17 protein-coding genes, 1 tRNA gene and 1 riboswitch are annotated in these 13,783 nt (G+C 41.1%); of the genes, 4 read left to right on the top strand and 14 right to left on the bottom strand.

Features of this window, described 5'->3' with window-relative positions:
• The 9 genes from SORDD27_RS03410 to SORDD27_RS03370 form a co-directional block, all read right to left on the bottom strand.
• Positions 1-541: lysozyme family protein (locus SORDD27_RS03410; protein WP_231069284.1), on the bottom strand; the 541-nt coding region annotated here is incomplete at its 3' end.
• On the bottom strand, positions 541-1,515 hold the full coding sequence (locus SORDD27_RS03405) for a nucleoid-associated protein (RefSeq protein ID WP_061427304.1): 975 nt from the start codon (positions 1,513-1,515) through the stop codon (positions 541-543). The genes SORDD27_RS03405 and SORDD27_RS03410, both read right to left, overlap by 1 nt.
• A gap of 7 nt (positions 1,516-1,522) precedes the next feature.
• Entirely contained in the window at positions 1,523-2,779 is a 1,257-nt protein-coding gene (gene glyA, locus SORDD27_RS03400; protein ID WP_061427302.1) for a serine hydroxymethyltransferase, read from the bottom strand.
• 59 nt (positions 2,780-2,838) lie between these two features.
• A complete protein-coding gene (locus SORDD27_RS03395) occupies positions 2,839-3,270 on the bottom strand; it encodes a GNAT family N-acetyltransferase (protein ID WP_061427301.1) in 432 nt (143 codons plus the stop codon).
• A 1-nt stretch (position 3,271) separates the two neighbouring features.
• Positions 3,272-3,874 (bottom strand): L-threonylcarbamoyladenylate synthase, encoded by a 603-nt coding sequence (locus SORDD27_RS03390; protein ID WP_061427299.1) that lies wholly within the window; start codon positions 3,872-3,874, stop codon positions 3,272-3,274.
• Positions 3,858-4,694, bottom strand: coding sequence for a peptide chain release factor N(5)-glutamine methyltransferase (gene prmC, locus SORDD27_RS03385; protein ID WP_061427298.1), 837 nt, complete (start codon positions 4,692-4,694; stop codon positions 3,858-3,860). The genes SORDD27_RS03390 and prmC overlap by 17 nt, the downstream gene beginning before the upstream one ends.
• A complete protein-coding gene (gene prfA / locus SORDD27_RS03380) occupies positions 4,694-5,773 on the bottom strand; it encodes a peptide chain release factor 1 (protein ID WP_001028815.1) in 1,080 nt (359 codons plus the stop codon). The genes prmC and prfA overlap by 1 nt, the downstream gene beginning before the upstream one ends.
• 9 nt (positions 5,774-5,782) lie before the next feature.
• Positions 5,783-6,262 (bottom strand): GNAT family N-acetyltransferase, encoded by a 480-nt coding sequence (locus SORDD27_RS03375; protein WP_061427297.1) that lies wholly within the window; start codon positions 6,260-6,262, stop codon positions 5,783-5,785.
• Complete coding sequence (locus tag SORDD27_RS03370; RefSeq protein WP_061427295.1) at positions 6,252-6,851, bottom strand: thymidine kinase; 600 nt, start codon at positions 6,849-6,851, stop codon at positions 6,252-6,254. The genes SORDD27_RS03375 and SORDD27_RS03370 overlap by 11 nt, the downstream gene beginning before the upstream one ends.
• A gap of 122 nt (positions 6,852-6,973) precedes the next feature.
• On the opposite strand from SORDD27_RS03370, the gene SORDD27_RS03365 reads away from it, so the two are divergent.
• Both SORDD27_RS03365 and mnmE read left to right on the top strand, forming a co-directional pair.
• Positions 6,974-7,156, top strand: a complete 183-nt coding sequence (locus SORDD27_RS03365) for a 4-oxalocrotonate tautomerase (RefSeq protein ID WP_061427294.1) — start codon at positions 6,974-6,976, stop codon at positions 7,154-7,156.
• 134 nt (positions 7,157-7,290) lie between these two features.
• Positions 7,291-8,664 (top strand): tRNA uridine-5-carboxymethylaminomethyl(34) synthesis GTPase MnmE, encoded by a 1,374-nt coding sequence (gene mnmE / locus SORDD27_RS03360; protein ID WP_061427292.1) that lies wholly within the window; start codon positions 7,291-7,293, stop codon positions 8,662-8,664.
• Positions 8,665-8,710: 46 nt separating this feature from the next.
• Here the strand turns inward: mnmE and dapA are convergent, their stop codons facing one another.
• The 4 genes from dapA to SORDD27_RS03340 all read right to left on the bottom strand — a co-directional run bounded on the left by dapA (position 8,711) and on the right by SORDD27_RS03340 (position 11,806).
• The gene (gene dapA, locus SORDD27_RS03355) at positions 8,711-9,646 is read right to left on the bottom strand and encodes a 4-hydroxy-tetrahydrodipicolinate synthase (protein WP_061427290.1); all 936 of its coding nucleotides are present in this window, start codon (positions 9,644-9,646) and stop codon (positions 8,711-8,713) included.
• Between the two features lie 56 nt (positions 9,647-9,702).
• Positions 9,703-10,779, bottom strand: a complete 1,077-nt coding sequence (locus SORDD27_RS03350; protein WP_000542494.1) for an aspartate-semialdehyde dehydrogenase — start codon at positions 10,777-10,779, stop codon at positions 9,703-9,705.
• A 339-nt stretch (positions 10,780-11,118) separates the two neighbouring features.
• Positions 11,119-11,191 (bottom strand) — tRNA-Thr (locus tag SORDD27_RS03345).
• A 105-nt stretch (positions 11,192-11,296) separates the two neighbouring features.
• Positions 11,297-11,806, bottom strand: coding sequence for a QueT transporter family protein (locus SORDD27_RS03340; RefSeq protein ID WP_061427289.1), 510 nt, complete (start codon positions 11,804-11,806; stop codon positions 11,297-11,299).
• A riboswitch (PreQ1 riboswitch) is annotated at positions 11,804-11,900 on the bottom strand. (Overlaps the previous gene by 3 nt.)
• A gap of 28 nt (positions 11,901-11,928) precedes the next feature.
• On the opposite strand from SORDD27_RS03340, the gene SORDD27_RS03335 reads away from it, so the two are divergent.
• Positions 11,929-12,366: a GtrA family protein gene (locus SORDD27_RS03335; protein ID WP_061428061.1), complete on the top strand. Its 438-nt coding sequence runs from the start codon at positions 11,929-11,931 to the stop codon at positions 12,364-12,366.
• Positions 12,367-12,445: 79 nt separating this feature from the next.
• Complete coding sequence (gene mscL, locus SORDD27_RS03330; RefSeq protein WP_061427287.1) at positions 12,446-12,826, top strand: large conductance mechanosensitive channel protein MscL; 381 nt, start codon at positions 12,446-12,448, stop codon at positions 12,824-12,826.
• 40 nt (positions 12,827-12,866) lie between these two features.
• On the opposite strand, the gene hemH is transcribed toward mscL, so the two are convergent.
• Positions 12,867-13,783, bottom strand: a 917-nt coding sequence (gene hemH / locus SORDD27_RS03325; RefSeq protein WP_231069283.1) for a ferrochelatase, incomplete at its 5' end; no start/stop codon positions are given.

The raw sequence follows: 13,783 nt of genomic DNA, 5'->3' as shown, positions 1-13,783 counted from the left end.
AATTTCCACCATTTTCATAGAGTTCGGCACCATGAAAGATAGAAATAGGGTTGATATAGGTGTAGGTCTTCCCAGTAGTATTACCAAGGATTGGAGCAACCGTTTCTCGGGAGTAACGCTTGGCTAGGGCTAGAGTATTTTCCTTGCCATTTTGAGCGATAAAGTCGATATAGGCAGGTCCAAAATTATAGGCTTGAACGGCGGTCCAGACATCTACTCCTTTGCTCTGTGCCAAATAGAGGTTATCTGTTAAAGTCTGTACCCCTTGGCGAATACTAGAGGCATCGTCTTTGATGGTATTGGTAGCGCCACTAGCAGACTCACTAGACTGCATGACATCCCGCTCTTTACCCTTCGTTTCGGTATAAATCATGGCGAGCACCAACTCTTCATTGGCTGGAGTATCTCTTTCGCTCAAGATTTCTCGAACCATGGGTTGGTAGGTCATGACTTGTTTAACATCCTGATGGATATGGTAAGCTTTGTATCCTGCGAAAAGGAAGACTGCTAGCACAAGCACTCTTCTTATAAATTTAAACATTATTTACTTTGAATATCCTCGATATTTTTGATTAAGATAGAATAGGTTCCATTGTCATTTTGGATAAACTCAACAGACTCGGCGTCTTGATAGACGTTATTGGGAACGATGAGTTCAATTCCGTTTGACAAGGAAAGTTTTTGGTTTTCAAATTTCTTGAGCTGACGACTGGCATCAATTTCATCGAACTGGACTGGTTCTGGTACGGCTTCCTTGACTTGGTCAATAAAGCTCAAACGAGCCGTCAGATTGTTGTCAAAAAGGTCATTAGCCAATTTCTCGGGTGACAATTCATTGCTTTCTTCAAGATTGTTGAAAATCGCTGATTTGACCTTGGATTGGAATTGAAAATCATCTGTGTTAAAGGACTCTGCAATTCTCTGAGCCGTTTTTTCCAGTTCCTTGATGGATTTTTTTGGCGAAATCTTAGGAGCGACAGCTAGGAGATTTTCTGAAAAGTAATTCAAGAAAGTCCCATTATACTTGATGCGTTTTTCGATGAGATGGTACTTGCGACTTTGAAGATTGACCACCAAAGCCTCATCAGCCCCCGTTCCAAAGCCAGGCAGGTTATTCTGAGTCAGCTTGATTGGATTATCAACTTCTCCACCGAGGTGGGTCAAGGTCTCACGTAGAGCAATTCGCAAGAAAGCGAAATGCTCAACGCTTTCTTTAGAAAACTGAACAAAAACCAAGTCATTGGTCTTGAGATTTTCAGAAATGCTAAACTCCTCTTTCCAGAGATTAGCCAGTGTTACTGATGTCTCCAACAAATCATCCGTGATATGATTGAAGAAGGGATTTTCTTCTTCGAAAATCCCAGTCTTAGCTTCATCTGAATACACACGTTCGATTTTTTTGCGCAGGTATTCTTCGATTTTTGGAGTGATATTGAGAAATTTATCCGCTAGAAACAGCTCGGTATCATCTGGGCTGAACTGATGGATAATGGCTTTCTTAATATAAATGTCCATAAAAGTATTAGTCCTCGTATAGTGGGAAGGCATCTGTTAATGCTTTGACTTCACTTCTCACTTCTTCTAAGACAGCCTCATTTTCTGCATTTTTAAGAGTTTTAATGATAAGTTCAGCCACTTTACGGCTTTCTTCTTCACCAAATCCACGTGCAGTGATGGCTGCAGATCCGATACGAATACCACTTGTCTTGAATGGTGACAAGGTTTCGTATGGAATTGAGTTTTTATTTAGGGTAATATTGACTTCATCCAGCAAGTTTTGAGCAACTTTTCCGTTTTCTACAACCTTAGTCACATCAACAAGGAAGAGGTGGTTTTCAGTTCCACCAGAAATGATACGGAAATCAGGGTCTTGCGAGAAGACTTCAACCATAGCCTTGCTGTTTTTGATGACATTAGCAGCATATTCCTTGAAGGCTGGATCCAAAACTTCTTTGAATGAGACAGCCTTAGCCGCCACAACATGCTCCAAAGGACCACCCTGAATACCAGGGAAAATAGCTGAGTTGATTTTCTTAGCTAGGTCCTCATCATTTGTCAAAATCAAACCACCACGCGGTCCACGAAGAGTTTTGTGGGTCGTTGTTGTAGTGATATGAGCGTATGGTACTGGGCTTGGATGAAGTCCAGCTGCAACCAAACCAGCGATATGAGCCATATCGACCATGAGCTTAGCACCAACGGCATCTGCGATTTCACGGAATTTTGAGAAGTCGATAATTTGAGAATAGGCTGAAGCACCCGCTACAATTAGTTTTGGTTTTACTTCTTGCGCTTGTTTCAAGATAGCATCAAAGTCCAAGAGTTCCGTTTCAGGATCAACACTGTAAGAAACAAAGTTGTAGGTTTGACCAGAGAAGCTAACTGGAGCTCCGTGGGTCAAGTGTCCACCTGCTGCCAAATCCATTCCCATTACAGTGTCACCAGGCTCAATCAAAGCCATATATGCTGCACAGTTGGCTTGGCTTCCTGAGTGAGGTTGGACATTGGCGAATTTAGCACCGAAAATTTCTTTTGCACGTTCAATAGCTAAAGTTTCTACCACGTCTACTACATCAGTTCCACCATAATAACGGCGTCCTGGGTAACCCTCGGCATATTTGTTTGTCAAGATAGACCCTTGAGCTGCCATAACAGCCTTGGAAACCACGTTTTCCGAAGCAATCAACTCGATATTGTTTTGTTGGCGTTCTTCTTCTTTGGCAATAGCATTCCAGAGATCAGCATCGTATGCTTTAAAATCGTCTTTGTCAAAAATCATAGGTCTTCTCCTTTATAGTGTGACTGGTCCTTTAGTTTATTTTTCAATAAGAAAATAAACTAAAAGATGCGAATAAACCGTTTCTGCACTTTATCACAAGTATAACCAACTTTTTCATAAAATGCATGAGCTCCCAGACGATGATCAGCAGAGTTTAAGCGGATAAACCCATAACCCCGTCTTTTTGCTTCTTGATCCAACCCTTGCAGTAAGCTTTTACCGATACCTCGTCCTTGTGCTTGAGGCGAAACTGCTAAGCCTAAAATATTAAATCCAGCTTTGGAATAGAGGGATTCGTAAACCTCGGCATGGACATATCCAAGTAGGATATGACTAACTGCATCCTCATAACCAAGTAGGAAATGATGGGAATCCTGAGATAATTTAGCTAGTTGACTAGCTGTGTCCTCTGGACTAAAAGAATAGCCCAAAGCCTCTTGGTTAATCTCACATATAGCATTCACATCTGTTTCTTGCAAATCTCTGAGCATCTCATTCCTCCTCAAAAGAAATCTCTGGCAACCGAGCAAGAATATCTTCTCGCTTAATCGCCCCTTGGCGTAAGATTTTCACCTCGTCTCCAGACAAATCCAAAATAGTCGAATCCTGTCCAGTTAGAAAAGCGTCGTCCTCCAGCCCCAAAACCTCTTGGTCAAAATCCTCTAGAATTTGAGCAAAGGTCACTCCACTCGCCTGACCCGAGATATTGGCAGACGGCCCAATCAAGGGTCCTGTCTCTCGAATCAAATCCAGTGTAATGGGGTGACTCGGCATCCGAAATCCGACAGTTGCAAGACCAGAGTTGACCCAATAGGGAACTCGGTCATTGGCTTCGAGGATAATGGTCAAGGGACCCGGTAAAAAGGCCTCTACAAGCTTTTGTAGATAAGTTGGCTGATTCTTTGAAAAGTGCAAGATGTCCTCTAGAGAAGCGACATTAAGATTGAGCGCCTTTTCTCTAGGACGACGTTTTAGTTGGTAAACATGGTCGACAGCTTTTTCATCTAAGGCCTTAGCAAAGAGACCATAAACTGTCTCGGTAGGTAAAACGACTGCCCCGCCCTTTTCCAACTCTTGTCTAATCCTGTCCATCATCAACTACAACCATCCTATCTTGACCAAATTGGTCCTTGAGTGTTCGTACTCGTTTTTCAGGAAGATGTTTCCTAAAAAGCGCAGGAACACTTTGACCTTGCTTGTATCCAATTTCAAGGTAAATCTTACCACCATCTGTGAGATAGTCTTTTGCATCTTCCGCAATTCTGCGGTAAATAGCTAGGCCATCCTCATCTGCAAAGAGAGCTAGATGAGGCTCTGAATGCAAAACATTCAAACCAACCTCTGACTCATCTTCACGAGAGATATAGGGTGGATTGGATACAATTATATCATATTTTTCAGAAATTTCTGCAAAACAATCAGATTTTTTAAAAAATATATTAAGATTTTGATTTCTAGCATTCTCTGATGCAAGCTCTAAGGCGTCTTGGGAAATATCTGCTGCTGTCACTGACCAATCTGGTCTGTTTTTTGCTAATCCAAGGGCTATGGCGCCACTTCCAGTCCCGATATCTAGGACCTTAAGATTTTCCTCAGGATTTTCAGCTAGGATAAGTTCCACCAACTCTTCTGTTTCTGGACGAGGAATCAAAACCCGCTCATCCACTTTTAACTGCATTCCAAAGAAATCTGCGTGACCAATGATATACTGAGCTGGTTTGTGAACCGCTAACTGCTGGTAAATTTCTTCTACAAATTGTTTTTCATCCTCTGTTACCTCTTGTTGAAGAGCAAAAACAAAGTCCGTAAAAGCGAGATTTTTTAAGCTACGATAGACAAAAGAGAGGCTTTCTGCTTCCTCTCCTTCTCTTATCAACGCTTCTTCAAAATCTGAAAATAATTGAGCTAATTTCATTATTTGTTTAATTCTTCTAATTTTTGTGTTTGGTCATAGAGCACCAAGGCGTCCACAACTTCATCCAATTTACCAGATAAAATCGTATCTAGTTTTTGGAGGGTCAAACCGATACGGTGGTCTGTGACACGGTTTTGAGGGAAATTATAAGTACGGATACGTTCTGAACGGTCACCAGTACCGATAGTAGACTTACGTTCAGCGTCTTGTTCATCCTGTGCAATTTGTGCAAAGTGGTCAGCAACACGCGCACGGATGATTTTCATGGCCTTCTCACGGTTTTTCTGCTGGGTACGTTCTTCCTGCATCTCAACCTTGATATTAGTTGGCAAGTGAACGATACGCACGGCAGTCGCAACCTTATTGACGTTCTGACCACCAGCACCTGATGCGTGGTAGATATCAACACGAAGGTCTTTTGGATCAATGTCGTATTCTACTTCTTCCACTTCAGGCATGACAAGAACTGTCGCTGTCGAAGTGTGTACACGCCCTTGGCTCTCTGTTACAGGGACACGTTGCACACGGTGGGCACCTGATTCGTACTTAAGCTTAGAATATACAGATTGACCCGAAACCATGGCAACCACTTCTTTGAAACCACCGACACCATTCATAGAAGCTTCCATGACTTCAAAACGCCAGCCTTGTGCTTCCGCATACTTTTGGTACATAGTTAGAAGGTCTCCGGCGAAAAGTGCCGCTTCGTCACCACCAGCCGCTCCACGGATTTCAAGGATGATGTTCTTGTCGTCATTAGGATCTTTTGGAAGGAGCAAAATTTTCAATTTTTCTTCATACTCTTCTTTTTCAGCCTTGGCATCTTTGAGCTCTTGCTTGGCCATTTCTTCCAAGTCCGCATCTCCACCTGATTCTTTAATCATCTCTTCGGCATCGACGATGTTTTGAAGGACTTGTTTGTACTCACGGTAGGCTGTTACTGTGTCACGAGTTGAAGCCTCTTCTTTTGAAAGCTCCATGAAACGTTTGGTGTCTGAAACGACATCAGGGTCACTCAGCAATTCTCCTAATTCTTCATATCGGTCTTCTACAGCTTGTAGTTGATCATAGATGTTCATTTTTTCTCCTTATTTCTCAATTGTTAAATCATAGATTGCTACTACTTCGTTCTCAAATATTTCCCCAGTTTCTTTAAATCCATAACTGAGGTAACAAGATCTTGCATGTTCATTTTCTGGTTCATAAGACAACCAAAGTTTATTGCCTAAACCTGCTGGCGCTGTCTGAACATAGTCCTGCACTTTATCCATAATTGGTTTAAAATATCCTTGATTTTGAAAATTCTTATCAATCATAAAACGAAATAGTAAATAATTTCCACTACTAATTCCGATCTTTTTATCATAAGCTATCATCACAAAACCTATAATTGCATCATTATCATAAACTGCCAATGGAGCTACAAAATCTCCATTTTTAGTGTAGACATATGCTTCAGCTAAACTAATTGCGTTGGTTGCAATGAATTGTTTTTGATATTCCTTGACATCCAAATTCAAAACATCAAAATAATTTCCCATTGTAACATCTCTTAGTTCAATTGTCATAGTTATGCTCCTTGTTAGATGCTATCATTGGCGCAAAATAATGTTTCCGGCAGACTGAGATATAGGTTTCATTTCCACCGATCTGAATTTGTTCTCCATCATAGACTGGCACACCATCCTGCGTACGCAACACCATAGTCGCCTTTTTCTTACAATACTGACAGATGGTCTTGATTTCTTCAATCTTGTCTGCTAAGAGCAAGAGGTATTTTGAACCTTCGAACAATTCATTACGAAAGTCATTCTTCAAACCAAAAGCCATGACAGGTATGTCTAACTCATCAACAACACGAGCTAGGTCGTAAACATGGTGACGCTTAAGAAACTGGGCCTCATCGACCAACACACAGTAAGGTTTTTCAGGTAAGTCTCGGATATAGCCGAAGATATCTGTCGTTTCCTCAATCGCAATGGCTGGGCGTTTCATGCCGATTCGACTCGACACATAGCCAACACCGTCACGCGTATCCAGAGCAGAAGTCATAATCACAACTCCCTTTCCTTGCTCCTCGTAGTTATAGGCCACCTTGAGAATCTCAATCGTCTTACCAGAGTTCATGGTCCCATAACGATAATACAACTGTGCCATGCTATTATTTCACGTCCATTTCTAAATTTTTGCTACATTCTAGTATATCATAATTTTCTGAAGCTTTAAACGGCAAAATGTGGTAAAATAGAAGAAATCAAAAACTAGTGGAGGAAGCTATTATGCCATTTGTACGCATCGATTTATTTGAAGGTCGCACGCTCGAGCAAAAGAAAACTCTTGCTAAGGAAGTAACGGAGGCTGTTGTCCGCAACACTGGAGCCCCTCAATCAGCCGTACATGTCATCATCAACGACATGCCAGAAGGAACTTACTTCCCACAAGGTAAAATGCGCACCAAATAAACTAGCTTAAGCAGAATTGCTTAGGCTTTTTCAATCTCCAAGTAGCACCCATTGAAGAAATAGTCTAATTTTGTTACAATTTGAAGAGATGCTTGGATACATATCCTAAGAAAAGAAATACAAAAGGAATTAGTATGATTACACGTGAATTTGATACCATCGCTGCTATCTCTACTCCACTAGGTGAAGGAGCCATTGGTATTGTCCGCTTGAGCGGAACTGACAGTTTTGCCATTGCGCAAAAGATTTTTAAAGGAAAAGACTTGAGCAAGGTCGCTAGCCATACCCTTAACTACGGTCACATTGTTGACCCTTTGACTGGTAAAGTTATGGATGAGGTTATGGTTGGAGCTATGAAGTCTCCAAAGACCTTCACTCGTGAGGATATTATCGAGATTAACACCCACGGCGGGATTGCGGTAACCAATGAAATTCTCCAACTAGCTATCCGTGAAGGAGCTCGATTGGCTGAACCGGGTGAATTTACCAAGCGTGCCTTTCTAAACGGTCGTGTGGACTTAACACAGGCTGAGGCGGTGATGGACATCATCCGTGCCAAGACTGACAAGGCTATGAACATTGCTGTCAAACAACTAGATGGTTCCCTTTCTGATCTTATCAATAATACTCGCCAAGAAATCCTCAATACGCTTGCCCAAGTTGAGGTCAATATCGACTATCCTGAGTATGACGATGTTGAGGAAGCCACTACTGCAGTCGTCCGTGAGAAAACTATGGAGTTTGAGCAATTGCTAACCAATCTCCTTAGAACAGCTCGTCGTGGTAAAATCCTTCGTGAGGGAATTTCAACTGCCATTATCGGCCGTCCCAATGTTGGGAAATCCAGTCTTCTCAATAATCTCCTTCGTGAAGACAAGGCTATTGTAACAGATATCGCTGGTACGACACGAGATGTTATCGAAGAATACGTCAACATTAACGGGGTTCCTCTCAAATTGATTGATACAGCCGGTATCCGGGAAACAGATGATATCGTGGAACAAATCGGTGTCGAGCGTTCTAGAAGAGCCCTCAAGGAAGCTGACTTGGTACTACTAGTACTAAATGCCAGCGAACCACTAACAGCACAAGACAGACAACTTTTAGACATCAGTCAAGATACCAACCGCATTATTCTACTTAATAAAACTGATCTTCCTGAAGCGATTGAAACTTCGGAACTACCAGAAGATATCATCCGTATTTCAGTTCTTAAAAATCAAAACATTGATAAAATCGAAGAGCGTATTAACGACCTCTTCTTTGAAAATGCTGGCTTGGTTGAGCAAGATGCTACTTACTTGTCAAATGCCCGTCATATTTCCTTGATTGAAAAGGCCGTTGAAAGCCTACAAGCTGTTAACCAAGGTCTGGAACTGGGGATGCCAGTTGATTTGCTTCAAGTTGACTTGACTCGTACTTGGGAAATTCTCGGTGAAATCACTGGAGATGCCGCACCTGATGAACTCATCACCCAACTCTTTAGCCAATTCTGTTTAGGAAAATAAGAAAAATCCATGATCGTTCTTGCGGTCATGGGTTTTATTGTCTTTATTAGTAATCTGGTCTAAGGACACCTGTTACAGTTGCCTTAGTTGCTTCGTAGTCACCATCTACGACAACTTTGATAATGCGTTTAGCATCTTCTTCTGGTGCTGGAACTAGAGGTAATCGAGTTGGACCAGCTTCAAATCCCATGTAGTTCAAAACTGCCTTAACAGGTGCAGGACTTGGGTAAGAGAAGAGGGCATTGACTTTAGGGATGAATTTACGTTGAATAGCTGCAGCTTTTTTCATATCGCTTTCTTCAATGGCAGTGAACATCTCGTGCATCTCATCTCCATTTGTATGGGAGGCAACAGAAATAACCCCATCCGCACCAAGATTCATAGCATGGAAAGCGTCTCCATCTTCACCAGTATAGATCAAGAACTCTTCTGGCTTGTGCTCAATCAAGTAAGCCATATTTGCCAAGCTGGTACATTCTTTGACACCGATGATATTTGGATGGTCAGCCAAGCGAAGCATGGTTTCTGGAGTTAATTCCACTACTACACGCCCTGGAATGTTATAGATGATAATAGGCAAGTCAGAAGCATCTGCAATCGCTTTAAAGTGCTGATACATGCCTTCTTGAGAAGGTTTGTTGTAGTATGGTACGATAGCAAGCCCAGCAGCGAAGCCACCAAAGTCTGCTACTTCTTTGACAAACTCGATCGAGTCACGCGTATCATTGGTACCTACACCCGCAATCAAAGGAACACGTCCATTGACAATCTTTTGTACAGCCGCAAAGAGTTCCAACTCTTCATCGTGGGTCAAAGTTGGACTCTCAGCAGTCGTTCCAGCTAGAAGAATGCCATCTGTATGATGGGTCAATAAATGCTCAATCAAGGCTGGAATGGCATCAAAGTTGATGGAACCATCCTCATGGAAAGGGGTAATAAAGGCTGTGATGATTTTACACTCTTTTAAATCTTGATAAGACATGAGAAACACCTCTCTATTTCAAAGAAGGAGTTCATCTGAACTCCTAAACGATATGACTATTTTAATTCAAATTTCAACTCAGCTGTTGGACGAACCAAGCCACGTTCGTGAAGCGTTTCTGCAATCTGAACTGAGTTCCAAGCAGCACCTTTGAGAAGGTTATCTGAAACAACCCACATGTGGATTCCTTTTTCAGCATCCAAGTCTTTACGGATACGACCAACAAAGGTATCACGTGAACCAACTGCATTGATGGCTTGTGGATAGATTTGATGAGCTACATCATCTTCAAGAACTGCACCTGGAAAGGCTGCGATAGCTGCTTTCACTTCTTCGATTGGAGCCACTTCTTTTGTTTCAATATAAACTGACTCAGAGTGAGCTGACAAAACTGGAATACGAACACAGGTTGCAGACACTGCGATGCTATCATCTTCCATGATTTTCTTCGTTTCCTTGGTCATCTTCATCTCTTCGTAAGTGTAATCATTGTCCGTGAAGACATCGATTTGCGGAAGAGCGTTAAAAGCGATAGGATAGTGTTTCTTGTCACCACCTGAAGGCAAGATTTCTGCATGCAAATCACGTGGATTTACACCGTCATTCAAGACTTCACGAAGTTCACGTTGTGTCTCAAGAATCGCTCCCATACCAGCACCTGAGACCGCTTGGTAAGTTGAAACGATGATACGGTCCAAGCCCCATTTTTGACGAACAGGCTCAAGAGCCACCATCATTTGGATTGTTGAACAGTTAGGGCAGGCAATGATTCCGTTGTGGGCATCAAGTGCATGAGCATTGACCTCTGGAACAACCAAGGGTACATCTGGGTTTTGACGGAAATAAGATGTATTATCCACTACTACCGCTCCAGCTTGAACTGCGTATGGTGCATACTTAGCTGATGTCGAACCACCTGCTGAAAAGAGAGCAATGTCAACTCCTTCAAAAGCAGTTTCAGTCGTTTCTTCAATCGTAATATCTTGGTCTTTAAATTTCAAAGTCTTGCCTGCTGAACGTGCAGAAGCAAGGTAACGAATTTTATCGATTGGAAGTGTTGATTCTTCCAACATTTTTATCATCTGAGCTCCGACAGCACCTGTCGCGCCGACTACAGCAACTGTATATCCCATAAACAACCTCTTTCGGAATTTTCTAAAAATTTCTATAATAGATGTATTATACTACTTTTTCCAGAAATTGAAAAGCATTTTTGGGTTATATTTTCTGAAAATTAAAAATCCCTAGTCATTGACCAGGGACTAAGAGGCATCTTCATGTGATGAGCAGGTTCACACAACTCATCAAGGTCCGCTCCTGCGTTATGACCTCCTTATGCTCAATAGTAGTCCGAAGACTACCCATCGACTCATCGCAGGTTTTATTCTACTATGCTTTGCTGACTTTGTCAAGGCTAATGCGGGGGAAATATAAAAAACTCTCGAATATCAAGAGTTTTCTTGTCTATCTAATGCTAATTGCCGGGATTGAACCGGCGACCTCATCCTTACCATGGATGCGCTCTGCCAACTGAGCTAAATCAGCTTACCTAAAAAGTATACTATAGTTCTATGCTCTTGTCAAGCGCTCTCTTTTAAATTTCTGAAATGAAAAAAGCTAGATCTATCAAGAATCTAGCTTATAAACTTCTTATTTTGTTAGATCGATTCGCTGTCCTAGTTTTCCGATTAGGATTGCACCAACGATAAGCGATGCAAACTCTCCAATCCCTGTAGAAAACCAAGTAAAGAAGAATGGAGCTTCAGCAACGATATGAAGTTCTGCTGCAATGGTAATCATTGAAATTGAGAATAGGATTGAAAATAAGAAATGATCTTTTCGAATCAAACCATTGAACAAATAGTCTTTCTTATACTTGCTAAAGAGCCAAACACCTAGACTAAGGAAAACTAGAGTAGATCCCCCGCCGACAAAGACATCAATTATGCCAAAACTAAAGAAATTAGCAATCATACAACCTATCGTCACACCGATGATGTATTTAGGATTGTAAAAAGCCAAAAAATTCATCATCTCAGAAATACGGAACTGGTAAGCACCATAGCTAATGGCATTCAGTGGTGGGGTAATGGTCAAAACCACATAGATAGCAGCAACGATAGCAATATCTGCCATGTCACGAACAGTTAATTTTTTCATGTTTTCTCCTTTAGCGGTTTCCCGCGTAAAATATGCTTGGTGAAAGAAGCTAAGCACCAAGGGTTGATTGAATCAACCTTACCAGTATAGCACAATATATGACTTTATGCTATACTAAAATCATGAAAAATCAAATAAAAGCTTTCTTTGATAATGAAATCCTTGCCTATCTATTTTTTGGTGGCGCTACTACTTTGGTTTCTATTGTATCTCGTTTACTTATTTACCATATCAGCCACCAGGAAATCCTCGCAACTGCCCTCGCAAATATTATCGGGATTCTCTTCGCCTTTCTCACAAATGATACAATCGTCTTTAAACAAGAGAGAAGGAATTGGCCAATTCGACTAGTTAAATTTTTCTTAGCTCGTCTCTCTACTCTTGGTCTGGACCTTCTTTTAACTTATATCTTTGTTACAACTTTTCCTGATATTATTGGCCAGTTTGTTGAATTTAATATAGATAGGGTTAATACGATTGAAACTATCCTAACACAAATTTTGATCATCATTTTAAACTACATTTTCAGTAAAATCTATATTTTTAAAGGGAACAACTGACCACTTTGAGCGTTCAAGTTGCTTTTTGTCACATTTTAGGATATAATAAATTAGAAAATTAGGAAAGGAATTTATGAAAATGTTAAAGGATCTTAAAGAATTCTTGCTTCGTGGTAATGTCGTTGACCTTGCTGTCGGTGTAATCATTGCCTCTGCTTTTGGTGCTATCGTTACTTCATTTGTTAATGATATCATCACTCCACTTCTATTGAACCCGGCTTTGAAAGCTGCGAACGTTGAACGTATCGCTGAACTTTCATGGAATGGTGTTGGTTATGGTAGCTTCTTGAGCGCTGTTATCAACTTCCTCGTTGTGGGTACAGTTCTCTTCTTTGTTATCAAGGGTATTGAAAAAGCTCAAAACCTTCGTAAGAAAGAGGAAGTGGTTGAGGAAGCACCTGCTGCTCCAACTGAACTTGAAGTTCTTCAAGAAATCAAAGCTCTTCTTGAGAAAAAATAAAACAGATAAAGGATCTAGCTTAAAGCTAAATCCTTTTTCTTTACTCTTTTGGTAACTTCCCAGCCTTTTCGAGCATTTTCTTAATCAAGTAAGGCATCTTCACATTTTCACGGCCTTTTTTCTCAATGAGTTTTTTGACAAATTCTGGCATCTGAAGATCGTTTGTCTCCTCCATGATGTCCTTGGTAGTTGCCGAAGGTGCTAACTCATCAAAGGTTTCTTCTTCTGGGAGAAAAGCTTTAAATTCTTTGTTTTCGTTGGCTCGTACAGTAGCAACTAAAGCGTCAATTAAACGTCTATCCGCATTGGGCATAGGTGGGCGATGATAAGTAATACCTAATTCTTGACACAAATCATAACATTCCACATCATTATCAAACAAGACTTCGATGTGCTCACTGATAAAGCTAATCGGGACAAAAATATAATGCTCGGGATGTTGCGTTTGTTCTCGTAAGTATTCTAAGACATCTGGCTTGATCCAAGGGATTCCAATATCGCTTTCGCTCTGCCAAGTATTGGTATACTGGTCGGTTGTTAGGCCGAGTTGTTCAGCGATTAGCTTGCTATTATCGAAAATCTGATCGATATAAGGATCTCCATAGTCCAAAGCAAAAATGGGAACACTGTGTGCTGAAAAGATTACCTTGAAAGATTCTTCTCCCACCTGATTTCGTAAAATTTTTCTAATCTCATCTGTCCAGAAGTCCAGCAAAGACTGTTGTTGATACCAGTCCTTAATTACTAAAAATCGGATCTGCTGACTTTCCAAAAACTTTTCATACCCCATGACTGAGTAAAAGGAATAATGAGGTTCCAAAATCAAGCAGATACATTCTTCAACACCATCAGCCTCCATCTGCTTGATCACGTCTGGAATAAAGGGCCGAGAAAACTTGTTGGCAAAGTAGATACCGTACTCCTCCCCTAATCGTTCTCTTACTAAAGCAACTTCTT

It is taken from the genome of Streptococcus oralis (assembly GCF_001579025.1).
GTDB classification, from domain to species: Bacteria; Bacillota; Bacilli; order Lactobacillales; family Streptococcaceae; genus Streptococcus; species Streptococcus oralis_X.
The sequence above is the reverse complement of the archived record's forward strand: the minus strand, read 5'-3'. Positions and strand labels throughout refer to the sequence as shown.

Excerpts from the sequence above, each read along its gene's own strand:
- dapA (WP_061427290.1), bottom strand. The coding sequence starts at position 9,646 with ATGTCTTATCAAGATTTAAAAGAGTGTAAAATCATCACAGCCTTTATT.
- SORDD27_RS03335 (WP_061428061.1), top strand. The coding sequence starts at position 11,929 with ATGAAAAATCAAATAAAAGCTTTCTTTGATAATGAAATCCTTGCCTAT.
- SORDD27_RS03370 (WP_061427295.1), bottom strand. The coding sequence starts at position 6,851 with ATGGCACAGTTGTATTATCGTTATGGGACCATGAACTCTGGTAAGACG.
- glyA (WP_061427302.1), bottom strand. The coding sequence starts at position 2,779 with ATGATTTTTGACAAAGACGATTTTAAAGCATACGATGCTGATCTCTGG.
- mscL (WP_061427287.1), top strand. The coding sequence starts at position 12,446 with ATGTTAAAGGATCTTAAAGAATTCTTGCTTCGTGGTAATGTCGTTGAC.
- SORDD27_RS03390 (WP_061427299.1), bottom strand. The coding sequence starts at position 3,874 with ATGATGGACAGGATTAGACAAGAGTTGGAAAAGGGCGGGGCAGTCGTT.
- SORDD27_RS03340 (WP_061427289.1), bottom strand. The coding sequence starts at position 11,806 with ATGAAAAAATTAACTGTTCGTGACATGGCAGATATTGCTATCGTTGCT.
- prmC (WP_061427298.1), bottom strand. The coding sequence starts at position 4,694 with ATGAAATTAGCTCAATTATTTTCAGATTTTGAAGAAGCGTTGATAAGA.
- SORDD27_RS03375 (WP_061427297.1), bottom strand. The coding sequence starts at position 6,262 with ATGACAATTGAACTAAGAGATGTTACAATGGGAAATTATTTTGATGTT.
- SORDD27_RS03395 (WP_061427301.1), bottom strand. The coding sequence starts at position 3,270 with ATGCTCAGAGATTTGCAAGAAACAGATGTGAATGCTATATGTGAGATT.
- SORDD27_RS03405 (WP_061427304.1), bottom strand. The coding sequence starts at position 1,515 with ATGGACATTTATATTAAGAAAGCCATTATCCATCAGTTCAGCCCAGAT.
- SORDD27_RS03350 (WP_000542494.1), bottom strand. The coding sequence starts at position 10,779 with ATGGGATATACAGTTGCTGTAGTCGGCGCGACAGGTGCTGTCGGAGCT.
- prfA (WP_001028815.1), bottom strand. The coding sequence starts at position 5,773 with ATGAACATCTATGATCAACTACAAGCTGTAGAAGACCGATATGAAGAA.
- mnmE (WP_061427292.1), top strand. The coding sequence starts at position 7,291 with ATGATTACACGTGAATTTGATACCATCGCTGCTATCTCTACTCCACTA.
- SORDD27_RS03365 (WP_061427294.1), top strand. The coding sequence starts at position 6,974 with ATGCCATTTGTACGCATCGATTTATTTGAAGGTCGCACGCTCGAGCAA.